17 protein-coding genes are annotated in these 20,098 nt (G+C 50.2%); 15 read left to right on the top strand and 2 right to left on the bottom strand.

The window, feature by feature from the left end:
* Positions 1-132 precede the first annotated feature (132 nt).
* Together dnaK and ACKWCC_RS15395 are read left to right on the top strand one after the other, a co-directional pair.
* Positions 133-2,049 carry a molecular chaperone DnaK gene (gene dnaK / locus ACKWCC_RS15400; RefSeq protein ID WP_413996850.1) on the top strand — a complete coding sequence of 639 codons (1,917 nt, stop codon included), beginning with the start codon at positions 133-135 and terminating at the stop codon, positions 2,047-2,049.
* 395 nt (positions 2,050-2,444) lie between these two features.
* Positions 2,445-3,395 carry a hypothetical protein gene (locus ACKWCC_RS15395; RefSeq protein ID WP_413996849.1) on the top strand — a complete coding sequence of 317 codons (951 nt, stop codon included), beginning with the start codon at positions 2,445-2,447 and terminating at the stop codon, positions 3,393-3,395.
* A 48-nt stretch (positions 3,396-3,443) separates the two neighbouring features.
* Here the strand turns inward: ACKWCC_RS15395 and ACKWCC_RS15390 are convergent, their stop codons facing one another.
* Positions 3,444-4,100, bottom strand: coding sequence for an alpha/beta hydrolase (locus ACKWCC_RS15390; RefSeq protein WP_413996848.1), 657 nt, complete (start codon positions 4,098-4,100; stop codon positions 3,444-3,446).
* A 56-nt stretch (positions 4,101-4,156) separates the two neighbouring features.
* Here ACKWCC_RS15390 and ACKWCC_RS15385 point away from each other — a divergent pair, with 56 nt between their 5' ends.
* The 13 genes from ACKWCC_RS15385 to ACKWCC_RS15325 all read left to right on the top strand — a co-directional run bounded on the left by ACKWCC_RS15385 (position 4,157) and on the right by ACKWCC_RS15325 (position 19,476).
* The gene (locus tag ACKWCC_RS15385; RefSeq protein ID WP_413996847.1) at positions 4,157-4,579 is read left to right on the top strand and encodes a PaaI family thioesterase; all 423 of its coding nucleotides are present in this window, start codon (positions 4,157-4,159) and stop codon (positions 4,577-4,579) included.
* A gap of 4 nt (positions 4,580-4,583) precedes the next feature.
* Positions 4,584-5,684 carry a chorismate-binding protein gene (locus ACKWCC_RS15380; RefSeq protein ID WP_413996846.1) on the top strand — a complete coding sequence of 367 codons (1,101 nt, stop codon included), beginning with the start codon at positions 4,584-4,586 and terminating at the stop codon, positions 5,682-5,684.
* 55 nt (positions 5,685-5,739) lie between these two features.
* A complete protein-coding gene (menD, locus tag ACKWCC_RS15375; RefSeq protein WP_413996845.1) occupies positions 5,740-7,491 on the top strand; it encodes a 2-succinyl-5-enolpyruvyl-6-hydroxy-3-cyclohexene-1-carboxylate synthase in 1,752 nt (583 codons plus the stop codon).
* 39 nt (positions 7,492-7,530) lie between these two features.
* Positions 7,531-7,869: a DUF2853 family protein gene (locus tag ACKWCC_RS15370; protein ID WP_413996844.1), complete on the top strand. Its 339-nt coding sequence runs from the start codon at positions 7,531-7,533 to the stop codon at positions 7,867-7,869.
* Positions 7,870-8,322: 453 nt separating this feature from the next.
* Positions 8,323-9,159: a CvfB family protein gene (locus ACKWCC_RS15365; protein WP_413996843.1), complete on the top strand. Its 837-nt coding sequence runs from the start codon at positions 8,323-8,325 to the stop codon at positions 9,157-9,159.
* Between the two features lie 154 nt (positions 9,160-9,313).
* Complete coding sequence (locus ACKWCC_RS15360; RefSeq protein WP_413996842.1) at positions 9,314-9,916, top strand: SPOR domain-containing protein; 603 nt, start codon at positions 9,314-9,316, stop codon at positions 9,914-9,916.
* Positions 9,916-10,830: a 1,4-dihydroxy-2-naphthoate octaprenyltransferase gene (menA, locus tag ACKWCC_RS15355; protein WP_413996841.1), complete on the top strand. Its 915-nt coding sequence runs from the start codon at positions 9,916-9,918 to the stop codon at positions 10,828-10,830. The genes ACKWCC_RS15360 and menA overlap by 1 nt, the downstream gene beginning before the upstream one ends.
* A gap of 38 nt (positions 10,831-10,868) precedes the next feature.
* A complete protein-coding gene (locus tag ACKWCC_RS15350; RefSeq protein ID WP_413996840.1) occupies positions 10,869-11,627 on the top strand; it encodes a LytR/AlgR family response regulator transcription factor in 759 nt (252 codons plus the stop codon).
* A 334-nt stretch (positions 11,628-11,961) separates the two neighbouring features.
* Positions 11,962-13,932, top strand: a complete 1,971-nt coding sequence (locus tag ACKWCC_RS15345; protein WP_413996839.1) for a sensor histidine kinase — start codon at positions 11,962-11,964, stop codon at positions 13,930-13,932.
* A 998-nt stretch (positions 13,933-14,930) separates the two neighbouring features.
* Entirely contained in the window at positions 14,931-15,992 is a 1,062-nt protein-coding gene (locus ACKWCC_RS15340) for an o-succinylbenzoate synthase (RefSeq protein ID WP_413996838.1), read from the top strand.
* Positions 15,983-16,966, top strand: coding sequence for a CPBP family intramembrane glutamic endopeptidase (locus tag ACKWCC_RS15335; RefSeq protein ID WP_413996837.1), 984 nt, complete (start codon positions 15,983-15,985; stop codon positions 16,964-16,966). The genes ACKWCC_RS15340 and ACKWCC_RS15335 overlap by 10 nt, the downstream gene beginning before the upstream one ends.
* On the top strand, positions 16,944-18,026 hold the full coding sequence (locus ACKWCC_RS15330) for an AMP-binding protein (RefSeq protein ID WP_413996836.1): 1,083 nt from the start codon (positions 16,944-16,946) through the stop codon (positions 18,024-18,026). The genes ACKWCC_RS15335 and ACKWCC_RS15330 overlap by 23 nt, the downstream gene beginning before the upstream one ends.
* 97 nt (positions 18,027-18,123) lie before the next feature.
* Entirely contained in the window at positions 18,124-19,476 is a 1,353-nt protein-coding gene (locus ACKWCC_RS15325; protein ID WP_413996835.1) for a M24 family metallopeptidase, read from the top strand.
* A gap of 336 nt (positions 19,477-19,812) precedes the next feature.
* On the opposite strand, the gene ACKWCC_RS15320 is transcribed toward ACKWCC_RS15325, so the two are convergent.
* Positions 19,813-20,098, bottom strand: a 286-nt coding sequence (locus ACKWCC_RS15320) for an IS66 family transposase (RefSeq protein WP_413996834.1), incomplete at its 5' end; no start/stop codon positions are given.

The raw sequence follows: 20,098 nt of genomic DNA, 5'->3' as shown, positions 1-20,098 counted from the left end.
ACATTGTTTTGTCATAAGCGGTGGCCAAAAGATGGTGTTGGTGACATCCTGTCAGTTTTCTGCCCTTGGCATATTAATTGTTTTTTACAGCACGCACCTAAAATGAAGCACTAATATTCTAAAACAAACATAATGAGCAAGATCATAGGTATAGATTTGGGCACCACCAATTCCTGTGTCTCCGTAATGGAGGGCAACGAACCGGTGGTAATCCCGAATGCAGAAGGTAAAAGAACAACACCATCCGTCATCGCTTTCGTGGAGGGCGGAGAAATAAAGGTGGGCGATCCCGCCAAAAGACAGGCGGTGACCAATCCCGCCAAGACCATTTACTCCATAAAGAGGTTTATGGGGAACAAATTTTCGGAATCCAGCAAGGAAGTGGACCGTGTTCCCTATAAAGTGGTCAAGGGAGACAACGATACCCCCAGGGTGGACATAGATGGAAGAATGTACACCCCGCAGGAACTGTCTGCCATGATCCTCCAAAAGATGAAGAAGACGGCAGAGGATTACCTAGGGCAAGATGTCTCAAGGGCCGTTATTACCGTACCGGCATATTTTAATGATGCGCAGCGCCAGGCCACCAAGGAGGCAGGGGAGATTGCCGGACTTACAGTGGAGCGCATCATCAATGAGCCCACGGCGGCCTCACTGGCCTACGGGATGGACAAAAAGGACACCGACCAGAAAATTGTGGTTTTCGACTTTGGGGGAGGTACGCATGACGTTTCCATCCTGGAACTGGGAGATGGCGTTTTTGAAGTACTTTCCACGGACGGAGACACCCACTTGGGCGGAGATGACGTGGACCAAAAAATCATAGATTGGTTGGCAGAGGAGTTTAAAAAGGAAGAGTCCATGGACCTGCGTGATGATGCCATGGCATTGCAGCGCCTTCGCGAAGCTGCGGAAAAGGCCAAGATAGAACTTTCTTCTTCCGCCCAGACAGAAATAAACCTGCCCTACGTAACGGCAACCGCCACCGGGCCCAAGCACCTTGTGCGCACCCTGTCCCGATCCAAGTTTGAGCAGTTGATCGATGATTTGGTAAAGCGCACCATTGAGCCCTGCGAGACCGCGATGAAGGCAGCGGGACTCTCCAAGAGCGATATCGATGAAATTATCTTGGTGGGCGGTTCCACCAGAATACCCGCCGTACAGGAGGCCGTGGAGAAGTTCTTTGGTAAAAAACCATCCAAGGGGGTAAACCCCGATGAGGTGGTGGCCATTGGGGCCGCCATACAGGGTGGTGTCTTGACCGGTGATGTCAAGGATGTACTGCTGTTGGACGTTACGCCCCTTTCCCTGGGCATTGAGACCATGGGCAGCGTCATGACCAAACTGATCGAGGCCAACACCACCATACCCACCAAGAAATCGCAAGTGTTTTCCACGGCCGCGGACAACCAGCCCTCCGTGGAGATCCACGTGCTGCAAGGAGAGCGCCCCATGGCCTCGGACAACAAGACCATTGGAAGGTTCCACTTGGATGGCATACCCCCCGCGCCACGAGGAACGCCACAGATTGAGGTGACCTTTGACATTGATGCCAACGGTATCATCAAGGTCTCGGCAACGGATAAGGCCACCAACAAATCGCAGGACATCCGCATTGAGGCCTCTTCAGGCCTCACCGAAGAGGAGATCGCCAAAATGAAGGCCGAGGCGGAGGCCAATGCCGAAGCGGACAAGAAAGCGAAAGAGACGGCGGACAAGCTCAATGAGGCAGATGGGATGATTTTCCAGACCGAGAAGCAGCTGAAGGAGTTTGGCGATAAACTGTCGGACGATAAGAAGAAGCCCATAGAGGCCGCTTTGGAAGAATTGAAAAAGGCCTATAAGGCCAAAGACCTGGCCTTGATCACACCCGCCTTGGACAAGATCAATGAAGCCTGGAAGACCGCATCCGAAGAAATGTACAAGGCACAGGCCGAAGCCCAACAGCCCGGTGGCGATGCCGCGGGTTCCGCTGGAGGCGATACCGCGTCCAACGGTGCTCCGGAAGGTGATAATGTGGAAGATGTGGACTTTGAGGAAGTAAAGTAACATCCCGTAACCGCCAGGGCACAGAAGCTCCTTGGGCAGCCCACAACAACAAGAAGGCACCACAGTTCGCTGTGGTGCTTTTTTTTTGGCACACCGGCTTTAAAGCACCTCCTTGCTTTCCGGCCCTTGAGCGGATCATGTTCGCTGGGAACGGTCTGGCCGCGGCCTGGGAGGCGTCTGGGAAACCTGCCCCCTTAAAAGGCTGCGCGCGCACTAGATAGGGCGCGGAGGTTCTGGATGTGCAAAGGGATGGCCAAGGGCGGGCAAGGGTGCCAAAGTGGTATTGCTCCGGTAAAATGGCGCGATGATGATGGAATGGCATGAAAAAGACCGCCACTCAACGAATTGACACCACTTTTGGGCCTTAATAATCTAATTTGGGGTAGTTTTGTGTTATGGACAAAAGAGCGCTTATCCTTTTTTTGCTGGTTGGTCTCACTTTTTCTGGGAGCGCTCCATCCCAGTTCATCCAAGTGTTGGGCAAAGAAGACTTTGACCTTAGGGGCCCGGTAAAGTCCGCAGAGGTCCTTACCTCTTATGGAAAGGAGACCTATGAGTTCAACGAGCAGGGCCTGCTCACCAAGAGCGTCACCGAATTCAACGAAACGGATTATGAGGTGGTTTACTATAAGTACGGCGTAAAGGGCAATCTCCAGGAGAAACGCTCTGAGTCCTACAGGAACGGCACCTTTGATCCGGCCACTTCCATTGCCCACTTCTATGAGGTCCAGGAGGGATCTGGCCAAGACAGTGCCGCCACCAAAAAAATCACCGAACGTGTCATTTCCTATGATCGTTCTTTCCAGGAACAGTATGTGTACGCTTATGGCGCAGATGGCAATCTAAACGGATTTGTGCGCTTAAACGATGAGGGCAAGGACGAGATGTCATTGGAACACAAGAGGGAAAACGGGGAGACCACGGTGACCCACTTATGGAACGACGTGCCCACAAAATTGGTACGTACCTCCAAAAAAAAGACCAAGACCGGAGCGGTACGTCACGTAAAGCTCACCAAAAAATATATTGAGGGAGTGCCGGAGGAAGCGGTGGAAGAGGTGACAGGTGAAGACGGTTTGATACTGGAAAGACAGCTGTTCCATTGGGACCCTGAAAAAAAGAGCTTTGTGCCCACCGTGAAAACCACCTTTGAATATGATGAAGGGGATCGGTTGGTTTTGGAAGTGTCCAAAAAAGGAAAGGTAACCACCGAAAAGAAGTTTATGTACCAATTTGACGGTTCGGTACCGCAAAACTGGATCAAAAAAATTGAGACACCGGAAAACTCCTACGTGACCAGGAAGATAAGCTATTATGCTCCCGCCCCCACGGAGGATCAAAAATAGGCGGTAGGGCGGTGATCCCATCGGCAAAGTGGTGGCCAAGGCTCCGTATCAACTTTCCGCCAAGGAAGGCAGCATCTCTTTTTTGATCTCGTGCCCACCCGCAAACACCAGGTGTTTTACGGTGTTCCCAAAAAGGGATTTCAGGTGCTCCTGTTCCAACGCCATCAAGGCCGGGGAAATAAAGGGGTCCTGATCGCCCACAAGGCTGTATATTTCCGTACCACCGGTCTCAAGGTGTTGCATGTCCTGGGCGCGGAGCTCCTGGGGCACCCTGCCCGCAAAGAGCAGGAGTCTGTGGCACGGGCGTTTGCTGTGCGCCAGCCACCTGGTGGCCATGGAGACCCCTTGTGAAAACCCCAAGACAACGAGCTTGCAATTTTTGGGAACGGCTTCGGCCTGCATCACCTGATCAAGATAGTTCAGGTTGTTCCGGATTTCTTGGGAGGTGTTCTCCTTGGTGAGCCAACTGGCGCCCACATACTTATAATCGTCCTTTAAATAATATTTGGCCGGGGCCTGCGGGGCTATGATATAGTGTTCCTTCTGGCACAGGACATCAAAATATCTTAAAAAGTAGCGACTCAGGTATCCTATGCCATGAAACACCAGCCAAACGTATTGGGTGTGCTCCGTGAGTTCTCCACGGGTTTCATAGGAATTGGTGCTGGTGTAGGAGACCGTCTTGGTGTGGGTTGCTGTTTTCAAATTAAGAATACCTTAAGAAGTTTGTGCTAGGGGTTTGTTAATTTTACCAAAAAAGAATGACCGAGCACAAAGATAGGATTCTAAAGGTTTGCAACGATGCTTCAGAAAACACGCTCATGCAGACCTTGGATATTGTTTACACGGACGTTGGCGAAGACTTTCTTGTTGCCAGGATGCCGGTGGGCCCTAAGGTGTACCAGCCAGATGGGATTTTGCACGGTGGCGCCACGGTGGCCCTGGCCGAAAGTGTGGGCAGTATGGCCTGCTATATCTTTTTGGATGCCGAACATTTTTTTGTTCGGGGCATTGAGATATCCGCCAACCATCTAAAAGGCGCAAAAGAAGGCTTTGTGTATGCCCGTGCCACCTTTGTGCACAAGGGCAGAACCACCCAGCTGTGGGACATCAAGGTCACCGATGAAGCCCAAAACCTCATTTCCGTGGTAAGGCTCAGCACCATTTCCCTACCCAAAAAATAAGGCATTGGAAGCGCTCTTCAACAAAGCGGCAGAACAGCTGCAGGGTCAACTTCCCTTTGTCCTTTACAGAAAGCCCAAGGGCCGGCGGTTAAAGGGGGTCTTTCAGCAAGATGACACGCTCAACACCGTGGGCAATTACCAAGAATCCGGATTTGTCTTTGCCCCTTTCCACAGCGCGGCAAGGGCGGTGTTGCTGCCTTGGGAACAAACCCTGGAGGTTTCCGTGGACTACGAACAAATGGACTTTGGCACGGCAGCGATGGCAGCGCCCTCCCCTGGAGCTGCCGCCAAGCACATGCGCCTGGTAAGGAAAGGGATGATGGCCATTGCCTCCGGACAGATGGACAAGGTGGTGCTTTCCAGAAAAATGGAACAGCCCTTACGGGCAGGGCCCCTTACCATTTTCAAAAGATTGTTGGCGGCCCATAGGGGGGCGTTCTGTTATTTGTGGTACCATCCCAAAATAGGGATGTGGTTGGGCGCCACCCCGGAAATATTGCTGAGCACAAGGGGAAGTTCCCTAACCACGATGTCGCTCGCGGGCACCCTGCCGTATGTAGAGGGAAAGCGGCCCCAGTGGTCCAAAAAAGAGCTGGAAGAGCAACAAATGGTCACCGATTACATAACGCAGACCTTGACCCCACACGTCGCTGGATTGAAAATTTCGGACACCCAGACCGTCAGGGCCGGAAAGCTATGGCACCTGCGCACACAAATAAGCGCCAAGTACAAAAAGGACGATTTGGGGACAATAGTGCGCCAACTGCACCCCACCCCAGCCGTTTGCGGGCTGCCCGCCCGGGCGGCCAAGGAATTCATTTTGGCCCATGAGGGCTATGACCGTAACTATTATACCGGATTTTTGGGGGAGCTGAACCTAAAGGAAGAAGTGTACCGGGACCGGGGCCGCCATAATGTGGAAAATTTGGCCTACCGGGCCATTAAGACCACCTCAGACCTCTATGTGAACCTCCGCTGTATGGAAGTGCGCCAAGATCGGGCACACCTCTACGTGGGTGGCGGGATAACGGCGTTTAGCGACCCTAAAAAAGAATGGGAGGAAACCGTGAGTAAGACCAGCACCATCTTGCGCGTGCTGGGGTAAATTTAAAGGGCCTTGGCTTGGGTTAAGAGGCGCTGAGGTCGTATTTTTGTACTTTATGAGATACTCTTCCATACCCTTGGCGCAGACGGTGGTGCAGCACTTAGAGGCCAACCATATTGATCGTATTGTAATTTCACCGGGATCCCGGAGTGCCCCGTTGACCATTTCCTTTACCGAAAACCCCTTTTTTAAATGCTACAGCATTGTGGATGAGCGCAGTGCCGCTTTTTTTGCCCTGGGGATGGCCCAGCAATTGCAGGCACCCGTGGCGCTCGTTTGCACCTCGGGCAGTGCTGTGCTCAATTATTATCCGGCCGTGGCCGAAGCCTTCTATAGCCATATCCCCTTGGTGGTCATCTCTGCCGATAGGCCCCCCTATAAAATTGATGTGGGCGACGGACAAACCATAAGGCAGGACAATGTGTTTCACCGCCACATAGGATACAGTGCCAATTTATTGATGGACCTTACCCACGCAATGCAGCGCGTGCGGCGATACCGGCCCAATTGGTTTGTTGACGGCAGCGTGGAAGCCCTGCAAAAAAAAAGGCAGCAAACCAATGACCAGCTGCTGCAACAGGCTCTGGAAACCGCCATTGAACAGGGATTGCCGGTGCACATCAATGCCCCGTTCGAGGAGCCCCTCTATGACTTTTTAACGGCGCCCTCCATTAAGGCCAACACCAACAGGCAACACCGGAAGGAGAAAACGGTTGTACTGGGCCAGGATTGGGCGGCCCAATGGCAAAAGGCAAAAAAGAAAATGGTATTGGTGGGGGTTAACCCTCCCGGCAGTGTGCAGCAAGAACAATTGGAAATGCTGGCCAATGATCCCAGCGTGGTGGTGTTCACGGAAACCACCTCCAACCTGCACCACCCCCATTTTTTCAACGCCATAGATACCATGATCGCCCCCATGGAGCTTTCCTCCAGGAAACAAGAATCCTTCAAGGCCTTGCAACCAGAGATTTTGCTCACCTTTGGCGGCTTGATCGTATCAAAAAAAATTAAGGCTTTTTTACGGGAACACCAGCCCAAGGCCCATTGGCACGTGGGCGGGCCAACGGCCAACGACACTTTTTTCTGCCTAAAGGCCCATGTCCACGGCACCCCCAATGAATTCTTGAAAAAGCTGTATGGCGGGCACACGAACACAACCGGTAACTACCAGCACGACCTGGCCCTTTTAAAAAAGAAGTATCGGGAAAGAAGGGCGGCGTACCTAAAACAAATCCCCTTTTCGGACTTTCTGGCCTTTCACCACATACTTTCTGCCATTCCAAGGGATTTTATGCTGCAACTGGCCAACAGTTCTACCGTGCGTTACGCGCAGCTGTACGATCTGCACCCATCGATCAAGGTGTTTTGCAACAGGGGCACCAGTGGTATAGACGGGAGCACCTCCACGGCGGTGGGCGCCTCCCAAATTGCAGGGCACCCCACCGTTCTCATTACTGGCGACCTCAGCTTCTTTTATGACAACAACGGACTCTGGAACAACTATCTGAGAAATGATTTTAAGATCATTGTGGTAAACAATGGGGGAGGGGGCATTTTTAGGATATTGCCCGGAATGGAGGAAACCGATAATTTTGCCACCTTTTTCGAGACCAAGCATGAACTTGGGGCGAGCCAACTGTGCAAAATGTTTGGCTTGGACTATTCAAAGGCAGAAAATGAGAAGGAGCTGCAACAAAAACTACCTGTTTTTTTTAAGAAACGGCGGGGCCCCAGACTCTTGGAGGTCGTTACCCCGAGAATAAGCAACAATAAAATTTTGACAGATTACTTTCATTTTATATCTTAGGCGCCAATTAACTATCAAAATCACAAACACTAGAACATTATGAGTAAAAGAGACGATTTAATTGAAAAGTACGCGGAAGACATCAAGAACAAATTTGGTGAGGCTCCCGATATGGATCTGTTGACCAAGGTGACCATTGGCCTGGGGCCATCCATCTACAATCTGGACGCTTCCAAAGTGTCCGGCGGCGATGAGAAGGAATTGGAAACGGTCAAGAACAACTACCTCATTAAGAAATTGGGCATGGCCGACAGTCCCAAATTAATGGAGGCGATTAAGACCGTTATGGACAAATATGGCTCTGCAAACAGAAACAAGCACAGGGCAGTGGTTTACTATATGCTTTGCAAGCACTTCAAAAAAGCTTCCGTCTATTAATATTCGCGATACTTTTTATCATATAAGGCCGTCTCCATCAGGGACGGCTTTTTTTGTGCTTGCCCAACTGGCTTTAGGGGAGAATATGGGATGGGGCCTAGGGTCAGGAACAGGGCCCCGGGCCAAAAATAAAATGGCAAATGGTTTGGGGCCGCTGTGGGAAAGCCAACCCCAGAAGTCCACGAGGCGCCCTGGCTGTGTTGGATTGGGCCTAACTTGCCACTGGGCACAATGGGACGGATGCCATGGCATCTTGGTGTGGTTATCTTTTTGGGTAACCGGAGGAGCCCCACTGCCTCAAAACCGTGATTTGGCCCACGGCAAGGCCATTACTGCCGGTATCACGGCACCTTTGGGGCCTCCAAAATCTTTAAAGCTGCACTTCATTGGCCAGAGGGCGCTATTTTCTCCCTCTTTTAACGGTTTTGCCCCATATTATGGTAATTTTGCGGTATGATAGAACTTGGGAAATTAAATACCTTGGAAATATTGAGGGACACCAGTGTGGGTCTTTTTCTTGGAGACGGTCTGGGCAATGATGTGCTCCTGCCCAACAAATATGTGCCCGAAGACTACCAAATAGGGGCACAAATGGAGGTGTTCTGTTATTTGGACTATGATGAAAGGCCGGTGGCCACTACGTTGGAACCGGACATTATGCTGGGCGAATTTAGATTGTTGCAGGTAGTGGAGGTAAATGAGTTTGGGGCGTTTATGGAATGGGGCCTGGAGAAGCACCTGTTGGTGCCTTTCAGGGAGCAGCGTGTTAAGATGAAGCAAGGACAGTGGTATGTGGTGCACTGCTATTTGGATGCAAAATCGGGCAGGTTGGTGGCCTCCAACAAGTTGGATAAGTTTTTGAGCAATGACCATTTGGAGGTCAAGGAATGGGACGAGGTGACCCTGGTCATTACCCGGCAGACCGATCTGGGTTGGGAGGTGATCGTGAACGACCGCCACAAAGGCCTGGTCTATTTCAACGAAGTCTTTAAGACCCTTAATATTGGCGACGTCATCCCCGGATGTATAAAAAAGATCAGGGAGGACAACAAATTGGATATTTCGCTACAACCCTTGGGTGCCAGGGTACTGGAACCTGCGGCCGCAAAAATATACGACACCTTGTTGGCCAATGATGGGTTCTTGGCCCTGCATGACAAATCTGACCCCAATGACATCCGAGATGCGCTGCAAATGAGCAAAAAAACGTTTAAAAAGGGGTTGGGCACCTTGTACAGGGAGCGCAAGGTAACCCTGAGCCCGGAAGGGATCACACTGGCAAGGGACTAAATGCGCTGTAAGCAGTGTTACAGCCATAATGTGTTGATTTACATTCGGTTTCCCATTTATTGATCTTTAATTGCTTAATTTTGGGAATAGTATTAATTTTAGCCCTATAATCAAGGCACTCAATAGGCCATAATAACCGCAAAAGAAGTATAGTATGCCGTTCATAGAAGAAAGCGACCTGTTGGAATTGCACAAGGACATAGACAAGGCACAGATCATCAACGAGCGTTTATTGGACCAGATCAAATACAAGAACCGGGAAATAAAAAAGAGCCGGACGCAACGAAATGTTTTTGCCAGTTTCACCATTTTGTTTTTGTTGGCCGGTTTGGGCGTGGCCACCTATTTTGCCGGGGTAACGCGTTCCAGTTCTTTCAATAAGAGCAACAACATGGTGGTTACTTCCATAGACAGTTTGGAAGCCGTGCGCACCAGGCTCAACAACTTACAGAAGCAGAACGAGGAATTGAGTTTGGTCAAGGAGTTTTACTTGGCCAAGAATTTCTTGGAGAAGGAGAAAATCTATTCCGTACAGGTAAAATCGTTTGTGGACAATAACGTGACCTTGGCGTCGGAGGCGCTCACCAATACCCTTTTCGTTAAAACCAATCCGTTCTACAGTTATTCTTTGGGCAACTTTGAGACATTGGAAGAGGCCCGTTTGTTCAGGGAGCAACTGCTAAAAATAGGCTTTGACGATGCTTTCGTGGCTTCCTACCAAAACGGAAAGCGCATCCAGATCGAAGACCCCAATTAGTGGGCGGCATTAGAACTTGGCTGGATGCGGCCAGGCCCAGAACCCTGCCCCTTTCCATTTCCGGTGTTGTGGTGGGCGCCGGTCTGGCCAGTTATTTTGGCCAGTACAACGGTTGGATCTTCCTTTTGTCCCTACTGACCACCATTGGCTTCCAAGTAACCTCCAACTTTGCCAATGATTACGGAGACGGCGTCAAGGGAACGGACAATGAAGACCGCATTGGTCCCGCCAGGGCCCTGCAAAGCGGACAACTTACCCAAAGCACCTTAAAAAGGGGCATTGTGCTTTCCGTGGCGATCAATGTTTTGCTGGTGGTTGGTCTGCTCTACGTTTCCTTTGATGGTGATGATTTGCCGTTGGCGCTCTTTTTCCTCATCCTGGGAGGGTGCAGCATTTGGGCCGCCATTCGTTATACGGTTGGGGATTCTGCCTATGGGTACCGTGGGCTTGGAGATGTTTTTGTCTTCGTTTTTTTTGGTCTGGTGGGGGTTTTGGGGTCCATGTTCCTTCATACCAAGCAAGTCCCAATTATCAGTGTTCCCTGGGCCATTGCCATTGGGCTGTTGAGCGTGGGCGTTCTCAACCTAAACAACCTTAGGGATCACGTGTCTGACAAGAAAGCGGGAAAAAACACCCTGGTGGTAAAAATGGGGTTCGGCTGGGGAAAAAAATATCATTTTGCCCTGCTGGCCATTTCCTTTTTTTGTGTTTTGGCATTCATAGGCAGCACCTACGGCAGCGGATGGGAGTTCTTGATAATGACCGCCTTTTTGCCCATTGCCGTTCACCTGAGGCGACTTATGGGCCTAACAGAGGAAAAGCTGATCGACAAAGAGCTTAAAATATTGGCGCTGAGCACTTTTGCCTTGGCCTTGGTTTTTTATATTTTTTATCATAATAAAATGCCAATTTAAACGTTAACTAACAAAATCAACTAAACACCGGAAGTACCTTGGAACAGCCCATTAAAATTTTGATTGTTGAAGACAACGTGATAATTGCAGATGACATGCAGTCCATGCTGGAGGAAATCGGTTACGAAATCGTGGATAATGTCATTGTTTACGAACAGGCCGTTGAGGTTCTCAAGACCCAGCAAGTGGATCTGGTGCTGATCGATATCATCCTGGCATCGGACAAGACGGGAATCGATCTTGGAAAGCACATTCGCGAGAACTATGACATCCCTTTCATCTTCGTAACGTCCAATTCGGACCGGGCCACGGTGGAAAATGCAAAAACCGTAAAGCCCAACGGTTATCTGGTAAAGCCGTTTGAGCAACAAGATCTCTATACCTCCATAGAGATAGCCCTTTCCAACTTCATCTATGGAAAGCAGGGAGCCGCCGAGGCCAATGATGGCGGCCCTGGCGATGGCGCCCCCTTGTCCAATTCGGTTTTGAAGGATTCCATATTCGTAAAAAAGCAACATTTGTACTACCGCATCCAGTTTGAGGACATTCAGTTCATAAAAGCGGACAACGTGTATTTGGAGGTAAACACGGTGGACAAGAAATTCTTGGTACGATCGCCCCTCAAGGATTACCTGGAGAAATTGCCCCAAAATAAATTTTACAGGGCACACAAGTCTTACATTGTCAATGTGGACCACATAGATGCCATAAACTCCAAGGATATCATGGTGAACAATACGTTGATACCCATTTCCAAAGATTTCAAGGATTTCATCATCTCCTCAATGAACTCGTAAAAAGGGATCAGGAAGACTCATTCCGTGGGATTAGGGGAACATTACGATACAAAAGGGCGTGTTTGCTCTAGCGTTGAGATTTTTTTGGTGGAAGACCCCATTGTTCCCTCCCCAAGGTTCACCACAAAAAAGGAAGACTACACAACATTGTTCTTTCCCACCCAAATTGGAATGTTATTTTTGCATTACCACCGCAAGGCTTCTGCAAGGTGTTAAAAGCCCTCACAGCGGATCGAATTATTGGGCTGGTTGGCAGTCCCATATGCTGGGTGGTGGGCGGCAATCTTGAGAAAAGCATCCGGGTTCCCTAAACTGGGGGTCCTTTAGGCATAGTATGAAAAAGACGTTTTTTCCATTGGTGTTTCTATTCTTGGTTGCCGGTCTGGTGCCAGGCCATTCCGTGGCCCAGGACACCTTGGAGATTTCAGGGAAAGACAATTTTGAAAAATTCCAGGAATTTAACTCCTCATCGGAACGCAGTCGCTTCTTTTTTGAAACACCCAATAGATACGAAAAGTACTCTGCCTATGACTGGTTGGAAGCCGTGGAGGTGTACCTAGAGGTGGCTGAGAGCTCCAAAGATACCCTGGCGGTCACGGATTACGAGATCATGAAGGCCCATGTTTACTTTGATTTGGGCGACTATGAAAAGAGTCTGGCCCTGGGCAAGGTGATGTTTGAGGACATGGCCCATATGAGAATGGAAGACAAGGCTCTTTTGTTGGACCTGCTGGACAAGAACTACGCCCGTCTGGAACTGTACGACAAGCAAATAGAGGTGCGGATGCGCAAACGCGAGATGGGCCTCACCAAGAATGTTTCCTTCTATGACATCTATTCCAACCTGGGCCAGCACAGAAAGGCCATGCGGGACTATATGACCGAGGAAAAAAAGGACATTGCCGAAGATGATTTTCTAGCCCTCGCCATTTATAACAACAACATAGGCAATTACCTTCGCTTGGATGAGTCTGCCCCAACGGCCATGACCTATTTTAAAAAAGCCGTGGCGTTTTTGGATGTGCACCTCAAAGATGTGATGGAGGTTAAGAGCGAAAAGGACATCAACGAGGCCCAGATATTGAAAGGGGTCATTTTGGGGAACATAGGAAAGACGCACGTTCAGCTCAAAGAATACGAAAAAGCCATTCCGTTCTTGGAGGAAAGCGTGGATATCTTGGGTGAACAGGAAAAAGGCAAATTTTCGCCCGATTTGGTGGAGAACACCTTGGAAATTGCCCAGTGCTACCTGCAAATGGATGATTTTGCCAAGGCCACGGACTACCTAAGCCGTGACATTGTGCCACAAAAAACAGCCAACATTCTAAAACAAAACAGACTCTATGCCGCCTACTACGACAAGACGGGCAATTTTGAGAGCGCTACGGATTATTTAAAGCAAAACCTCCGCATTCGTGATTCCCTGGATGATAATGCGGCCAGGATCAAGAAACAACAGCTTGCCACCGTGGTGGCGCAAGAAGAGGCCTATTCCAGAAAGGTCATTGAAGAACAGAAGAGGGCCCTGGAAAAATCCAGAATGGACATTGCGGACAAGGACAAGAGCATAAACCTGGTGTTCATTACCTTGGTCTTTCTGCTCATGGGCCTGGCCGCCCTGGTCTATGCCTACCTGCGCAGTGTAAAGACCCAGCGCCTCATTGCCGATCAAAAACAGATCATAGAAAATGCCCTGGTGGAGAAGGATTCCCTGCTCAAGGAAATTCACCATAGGGTGAAGAACAACCTGCAGATGGTGTCCAGTCTGTTGAGCCTGCAAACCAAGAACACCCGCAGCAAAGCGGCCATAGAGGCCCTGGAGGAAGGAAAAAGCCGTGTCAAGGCCATGGCGCTCATCCATCAAAAACTGTATCAAAACGAAGACCTGTCCTTTATTGAGATGCAGGGATATATTGAAAGTTTGATCAACAGCATCCAGTCGGTCTATAAAAAGGGCGGGCACAACATCAACATCACCATTGATGCGGAAGGGGTGGAGCTGGACATTGACCGGGCCATTCCCTTTGGGCTCATCTTGAACGAGCTGGTCTCCAATTCCTTCAAATATGCTTTTCCGCACGATGAGGACAACGGCAAGATTTACATACACCTTAGAAAACCAAAGGGCCAGGAAGGTTTTTTTGAATATACGGACAACGGGGTGGGACTGCCCGAGGACACGGAAGAACGCGCCGGGTCTTCCATGGGCATTCGTTTGATGAACCGCTTGGCCAACCAATTGCAGACCACCCTGAACACGGATAAGACCGCCGAAGGGGTCAGGTTTTGGTTCAACTTCAAGTAGTGGTTTTTAGAATCAGTTGTATATAATTGATTTAAAGTGTTTTTCGATGTTGTAAAACATCAATGTCACAGGGCATAAAATGCCGTTTTGCACTTGGAAATAGACCTTGCGCCGGTTAGCATTTTTAAAACTTCGGTTGGGCCGGGAATGTTGCTTTTTTTTCCCCAGATGGTGTAATGGACTCTTGCTATGGGGGTGTATTCCTAGTACTCGGGAACAATAAAATCGGGGTTTTGCGATAGCCGCACCCGCCCGGACGTGCCGTTCGGTACGGCCAAGTGGCCATCGCTACGGTAATTGGGCAAAAATCGGCGAAGCGATTGATTTTAGATGGGATTTTCAGCCGGAATGGAATTTCTGTTACATCACCGGTGTTCAGTGGTCTCAGCTTCCCATCGGTCCATCGCCATGGCCCCTTTGCCTTCGCATTAAAAGAAAGTTTCCCTAGTGGTAGTACATCCATCCTGCGCCAAGGATCGTCCCAAATGCTTAAATTCAACAAGCCGTTTTCCCATACAGTGATGGAAAGCCTGGGGCAGTTTCCAGTGCAACCCTTCGTCTAAAGTTGTCTTTTTTTTGACTGTCAGGGACATTTTAAGGAAGATGTTTTTAGTGGCCATTCGGCCGTTTGGATGGCGTTTCCGGTCACGGTCCCAAAAAGCTGTGGCCATCCGTCCAAAAGGGCATCACCAGGGGGAGCGACAAAATGGCAGTCCTACTTTAAATACAGATAAAATATATTTTAAATTACTATAATTCAGTGTTTAATATAATTTTAAGTGTATAAAAGATTTAAGTTTGTTGTATTCCATTTGGCCGGGTCATGGTCAAGCTTCCATAAGGCAGAAACCTTCATGTTGCCCCCCGTTGATGCTCACCCTCCATCACTTTGCCGGGTGGATGTTTGGGCAGGGTCATAAGGTATCCTTCGGCCTAGGGACCTACTTTTTCTTTATCATCAAAAAGGATTTTTTAAGCCGTGAAAAAGGCCTACTTTTATGGCAGTTATGACAGCCAGCTTCAGAAAGTACACCTTAAATTTTAAACGGCCCGGAGGAACGTCCCGGGGAGTGCTCACGACCAAGGACACCTATTTTCTTCATCTATCGGACGGGAAAAAGATCGGTCTCGGTGAGTGCGGACTGTTCAGGGGGCTCAGTTGTGACGACCACGACAATTACGAGGAAATGGGTGCCTGGGTGGCCAATAACATTGATCTGGGGGAAGAGAAGCTTCTGGAGCAGTTGTTGCAATGGCCCAGTCTTTTTTTTGGAGTGGAACAAGCTTTCCGCTCTTTAAGGGCACCCCATCCCTTTCAACTTTTTGATTCCCCCTTTATCGCCCAAGCGGCCCCAATAGCCATTAATGGCCTCATCTGGATGGGCGACCTTGGTTTTATGCAAGAGCAGCTTCAGGAGAAGGTGGCGCAAGGTTTTGCGTGCATAAAATTGAAAATTGGCGCCCTCGATTTTGAAAAGGAAGTGAAATTGTTGCAGGGCATTCGGGCCAAGTTCACCCCGTCGCAACTGGAGCTTAGGGTAGATGCCAATGGGGCCTTTGCACCCCATGCCGCCATGGATAAGCTCACCCGCTTGTCTGAACTCTCCCTGCACTCCATAGAACAGCCCATAAAGCCCGGCCAGTGGGCCCAAATGCAGCAGCTCTGCGCCCAAACGCCCTTGCCCATTGCGTTGGACGAGGAACTTATTGGGGTAACGAAGAAACAGGATAAAAAAAGACTTTTGGAGCGTATTGGCCCGCAATACATTATCTTGAAACCCAGTTTGGTGGGAGGGTACCGGGGTGGCCAAGAATGGATCGATCTGGCCCGGGACAAGGAGGTGGGCTGGTGGGTTACCAGTGCCTTGGAGAGCAATGTGGGGCTCAATGCCATTGCCCAATGGACCGCCACCTTGGATAATGCCATGCCGCAAGGGCTGGGTACCGGGGCGCTCTTTACCAATAATCTGGAAAGTCCCTTGACCGTGCGTGATGGTGGACTCTTTTACCACAAGGAAAAGGACTGGAATTTCCGGCAAATACAAGAAATATGTACATAGAACAAGGATATAAAGGGCTCAGTGAAGCGTGGCGCTACATCATTGGCATATTGGTGGTGTTCATCGCCTGGCAGCTGGTAGGGGGCATCCCTCTGACGGCAGCAGCTCTGATGGAGCCGGGCGGTATGGAGGCAGTGATCAGTGGCGATTTGGACGAAATTAGGCGCTTGTTGGGCCCCAATCCATTTCTGTTTTTTGTGTTTTTGACCTTCGCCATAGGTCTTGGTGCGCTTTTATTATGGGTGAAATTTGTGCACAAACAATCCCTAACCAGTCTTACCACTGTTAGAAAACGTGTGGATTGGAAACGGGTGTTCTTTGCCTTCGGGGTCTGGGCTTTGGTCTCTACTTTTTTTATTGCTGTGGACATCTATTTTTATCCAGAGGACTACGAGTTCAACTTTAAACTTGGGCCGTTCATGATTTTGCTGGCCATTGTGCTTGTTATGATACCGTTGCAGACCAGTATGGAGGAGTATTTTATTCGGGGGTATATGTTGCAGGGGTTGGGCATTATGACCAAAAAACGATGGTTTCCCATGGTGTTCACCACCTTGTTGTTCGGGCTATTGCACATTTTTAATCCGGAAGTAGGGAAATTGGGTTACGGCGTCATGGTCTTTTACGTGGGCACGGGGCTATTTCTGGGTATTGTGATCCTTATGGACGATGGTCTGGAACTCGCCCTCGGTTTCCACGCCGCCAATAACATGACGGCTGCTCTGTTTGTCACCAGCGATTGGGTCGCAATCCAAGGCCCGGCCCTGTTTAGGGATGTCTCCGATCCCCAATTGGGCTGGGAGGTCTTCATTCCGGTCTTTGTCGTTTTCCCCCTGTTATTGCTTCTTTTTGCCAAAAAATACGGTTGGTCCAATTGGCAGGAGCGCATCTTTGGCACCGTTTTGAGCGAAAAGGAATTTTTAGGCCCTGAGATGGATCAATTACCGGCAGATGATCGTTCACCCACAATTTAGGTTCAACGGTCGGGCGTACGATGGGCCCGCCCTACTGAACAAGGCCCACAAGCTTGTGGCAACCAAGGTTCCTTATGAAAAGGCCATTGGCAACTTTCTAGTGCAATGGCTAAACGATGATGCCACGCTCACCACCACAACATCAGGCTCCACGGGAACGCCAAAGGCCATTGTCATTCCCAAGGAAAAGATGGTGAACTCGGCCTTGGCCACTGCGGCCCATTTTAAGCTCAAGGCCGGCCAAAGAGCGTTGCTCTGCCTTCCCGCAGACTATATTGCCGGCAAAATGATGCTGGTCCGGGCCATGGTCCTTGGTCTGGAACTGGATGCCGTGGCGCCCAATTCCCAACCCTTGGAACAAACAGTGGGGCATTACCATTTTGCGGCCATGGTGCCCTTGCAGCTAATGCACTCCCTGAACCGGCTGGAGAAGGTGGGGACCCTCATCGTGGGAGGTGCCCCGCTGCCCCAAGATGTAAAGTGGCCATTGGCGGAAACGCCCACCAAGATCTATGAAACCTATGGCATGACCGAAACTGTGACCCACGTGGCGGTAAGGCAGGTTTTCCCCGTTACTTCTCCCGGCCACCCCTTGGAGGAACGGCCCTTTTTGGCCTTGCCCGGGGTGCGCTTTGAACAAGATGGGCGGGCTTGCCTCGTGGTGCAGGCCCCAGGGCTGTCCGCAGAAAAGGTGGTGACCAATGATGTGGTGAACCTCCTTTCCGATCGCAGTTTTTTTTGGCTGGGCAGGTATGATAACGTGGTTAACTCCGGAGGGGTAAAACTGTTTCCAGAGCAGATTGAAAAGGTGCTCCAAGGCCACGTTGCACAACCTTTTTTTTTGGTCGGGGTGCCAGATGGGACCTTGGGCGAAAAATTGGTGCTGTTTGTGAAAGGGGAGGGAGACGCACCCCGTTTGCGGAGCGCCCTGGAAACAAAAACCACCTTGGAAAAGTACCAAATACCCCGGGAAGTGGTTTTTTTGAATACATTTGAAGAAACACCCAACGGCAAGGTTGATCGGAAAAAAACCTTGGCCTCCTACCTGGCCGGGCGTTAAGCACGGTCCCTTGGGGCAGGCGAGGTTGATCTGAAGGCACGGGAGACCCCATTGTGCCGTTGGGACTATGTAAAACAACGACTTAAATACCATGACCATGAAAACCGGAATTACGGCACTTTTGTTTTGTATCTGGGCCCCTGGCCTACTTGGCGCGCAGCACATTCTGCCAGAGGCACAGCGCGCCCAGGTGGTAAATGAGATCCTTGCCGAGCGCTTTAACCACCTGTTGCCAAAGCTTATGGACGAAACCGATCTGGACATGTGGGTCTTGATTTCCCGTGAGTACAATGAAGATCCCGTGCTCAGGACCATGCTGCCCGCCACTTGGCTAAACGCGCGCCGAAGGACAATTTTACTCTTTTACAGGGACAAAGAGCGGGACACCATTGATAAATTGGCCGTGGCCCGTTACAATGTGGGCCAGAACATTGTATCTGCCTGGGACAAGGAAAAAGAACCCGATCAATGGAAAAGGCTCATGCAGCTCATAGAAGAGCGCGACCCAAAAAAGATAGGGCTCAACTTCTCCAGGGACCACAATATTGCCGACGGCCTGGACAAGACCGATTATGAAGCCTTTATGGCCAATCTCCCCAAAAAATACGCTAATCGGGTGGTTTCCGCGGAGCCCTTGGCCGTGCGCTGGATCGAAACCCGGACAGCACGCGAAATGGTCATTTATGAGCAATTGGTGAGCATTACCCACAACATCATCGCCGAGGCCTTCTCCGAAAAAGTGATCACCCCGGGCGTGACCACCACAACGGAGGTGGAATGGTGGATGCGCCAAAAAGCAACGGACATGGGCCTGGAGTGCTGGTTTCACCCCACGGTGGACGTGCAGCGCAGCAGCGAGGAATTGGTGGGCCACCTGTATTCCTTTTCGGGCAGGCCGGATGACATGGTGATCATGCCCGGCGATCTGCTGCATTGCGATTTTGGCATTACCTATCTAAGGCTAAACACCGATTGCCAAGAGTTGGCCTATGTGCTGAAGCCGGGGGAGACCAAGGCACCTGATTTTTTGGTGGAAGGGCTCAAGGACGGCAACCGGGTGCAGGATTTTCTCACCAAGAACATGGTGCGCGGAAGGACCGGTAACGAGATCTTGGCCCAATCCCTGTCCCAGGCCAGGGCGGCGGGATTGCGCCCGGCCATTTATACACATCCCTTGGGTTCTTATGGCCATTCTGCCGGCACCACCATTGGCATGTGGGATGCGCAGGGCGGTGTCATGAAAGATGATGGCGAAAATTGGCCCTTGAACCCCAATACGGTGTACGCCATTGAGCTGAACACCACCATTACCGTGCCCGAGTGGAAAAGGGACATCCGCATCATGCTGGAAGAGGCAGGTTTTTTTGGTGAGGACGGATTTAGGTACGTCAACGGCAGGCAAACGGAGCTGCTCTTGGTGCCCCGGGTGCAAAGCCATCAAGGACATTAGTTCCATCATTGCGCAAAAACCCTATTCCACAACAATCCAAGAGGTTTCCTCGAAAAAGGGCTGCGGGCCATTGGGTGTCCTTCAGGTCCAGGTTGGGGCAGCAGGGCCATACGTGCGACGCGCCATAGCCAGCGCTCCCGAAGGGCCAGACTATTCGTCTCGCCTCTGCGTGCAAACATGGAAACCAGGTCTTTATCGTGATATTGTCCACGGAATACCTGAGGAAAAAACATGGGATGGTCCAATTCCATTAAAAATGTTAAAATGCATATTTTCTTGTGTTATTTATCGTATTTTCAGAAAAGTGATAGACACTAATCATTAAAAAATAGGTAACTATTCAGGTAGTAAGTTAGCGATAGTTTTAAATGCACCCAAAACGTTCTGTCCGTTCTTGACACAGGTATCCGTGACCGATCTTATGACCGCATAGGACTGTGGACCTTCGGGGGTCTTGAACTGACCGGAAACTTTCTGTTTTACCTTTACGTTCCTGATCGCCCGCTCCGAGGAGTTGTTGTCCGGCGGGACCTCATAGTGGTGGAGGAAGGCGAAGATGTAGTCCGCGTATTTTATCATCCGTTTATGGAACGCCCTGAGATCCTTATGTCCTTCGGGCAAC

Source organism: Maribacter aquimarinus, from assembly GCF_047345505.1.
Taxonomy (GTDB): domain Bacteria; phylum Bacteroidota; class Bacteroidia; order Flavobacteriales; family Flavobacteriaceae; genus Maribacter.
This window is presented reverse-complemented; position numbering and strand designations above follow the sequence as displayed.

Excerpts from the sequence above, each read along its gene's own strand:
- ACKWCC_RS15340 (WP_413996838.1), top strand. The coding sequence starts at position 14,931 with ATGGCAGTTATGACAGCCAGCTTCAGAAAGTACACCTTAAATTTTAAA.
- ACKWCC_RS15365 (WP_413996843.1), top strand. The coding sequence starts at position 8,323 with ATGATAGAACTTGGGAAATTAAATACCTTGGAAATATTGAGGGACACC.
- menD (WP_413996845.1), top strand. The coding sequence starts at position 5,740 with ATGAGATACTCTTCCATACCCTTGGCGCAGACGGTGGTGCAGCACTTA.
- ACKWCC_RS15345 (WP_413996839.1), top strand. The coding sequence starts at position 11,962 with ATGAAAAAGACGTTTTTTCCATTGGTGTTTCTATTCTTGGTTGCCGGT.
- dnaK (WP_413996850.1), top strand. The coding sequence starts at position 133 with ATGAGCAAGATCATAGGTATAGATTTGGGCACCACCAATTCCTGTGTC.
- ACKWCC_RS15330 (WP_413996836.1), top strand. The coding sequence starts at position 16,944 with ATGATCGTTCACCCACAATTTAGGTTCAACGGTCGGGCGTACGATGGG.
- ACKWCC_RS15335 (WP_413996837.1), top strand. The coding sequence starts at position 15,983 with ATGTACATAGAACAAGGATATAAAGGGCTCAGTGAAGCGTGGCGCTAC.
- ACKWCC_RS15395 (WP_413996849.1), top strand. The coding sequence starts at position 2,445 with ATGGACAAAAGAGCGCTTATCCTTTTTTTGCTGGTTGGTCTCACTTTT.
- ACKWCC_RS15325 (WP_413996835.1), top strand. The coding sequence starts at position 18,124 with ATGAAAACCGGAATTACGGCACTTTTGTTTTGTATCTGGGCCCCTGGC.
- ACKWCC_RS15385 (WP_413996847.1), top strand. The coding sequence starts at position 4,157 with ATGACCGAGCACAAAGATAGGATTCTAAAGGTTTGCAACGATGCTTCA.
- ACKWCC_RS15370 (WP_413996844.1), top strand. The coding sequence starts at position 7,531 with ATGAGTAAAAGAGACGATTTAATTGAAAAGTACGCGGAAGACATCAAG.
- ACKWCC_RS15360 (WP_413996842.1), top strand. The coding sequence starts at position 9,314 with ATGCCGTTCATAGAAGAAAGCGACCTGTTGGAATTGCACAAGGACATA.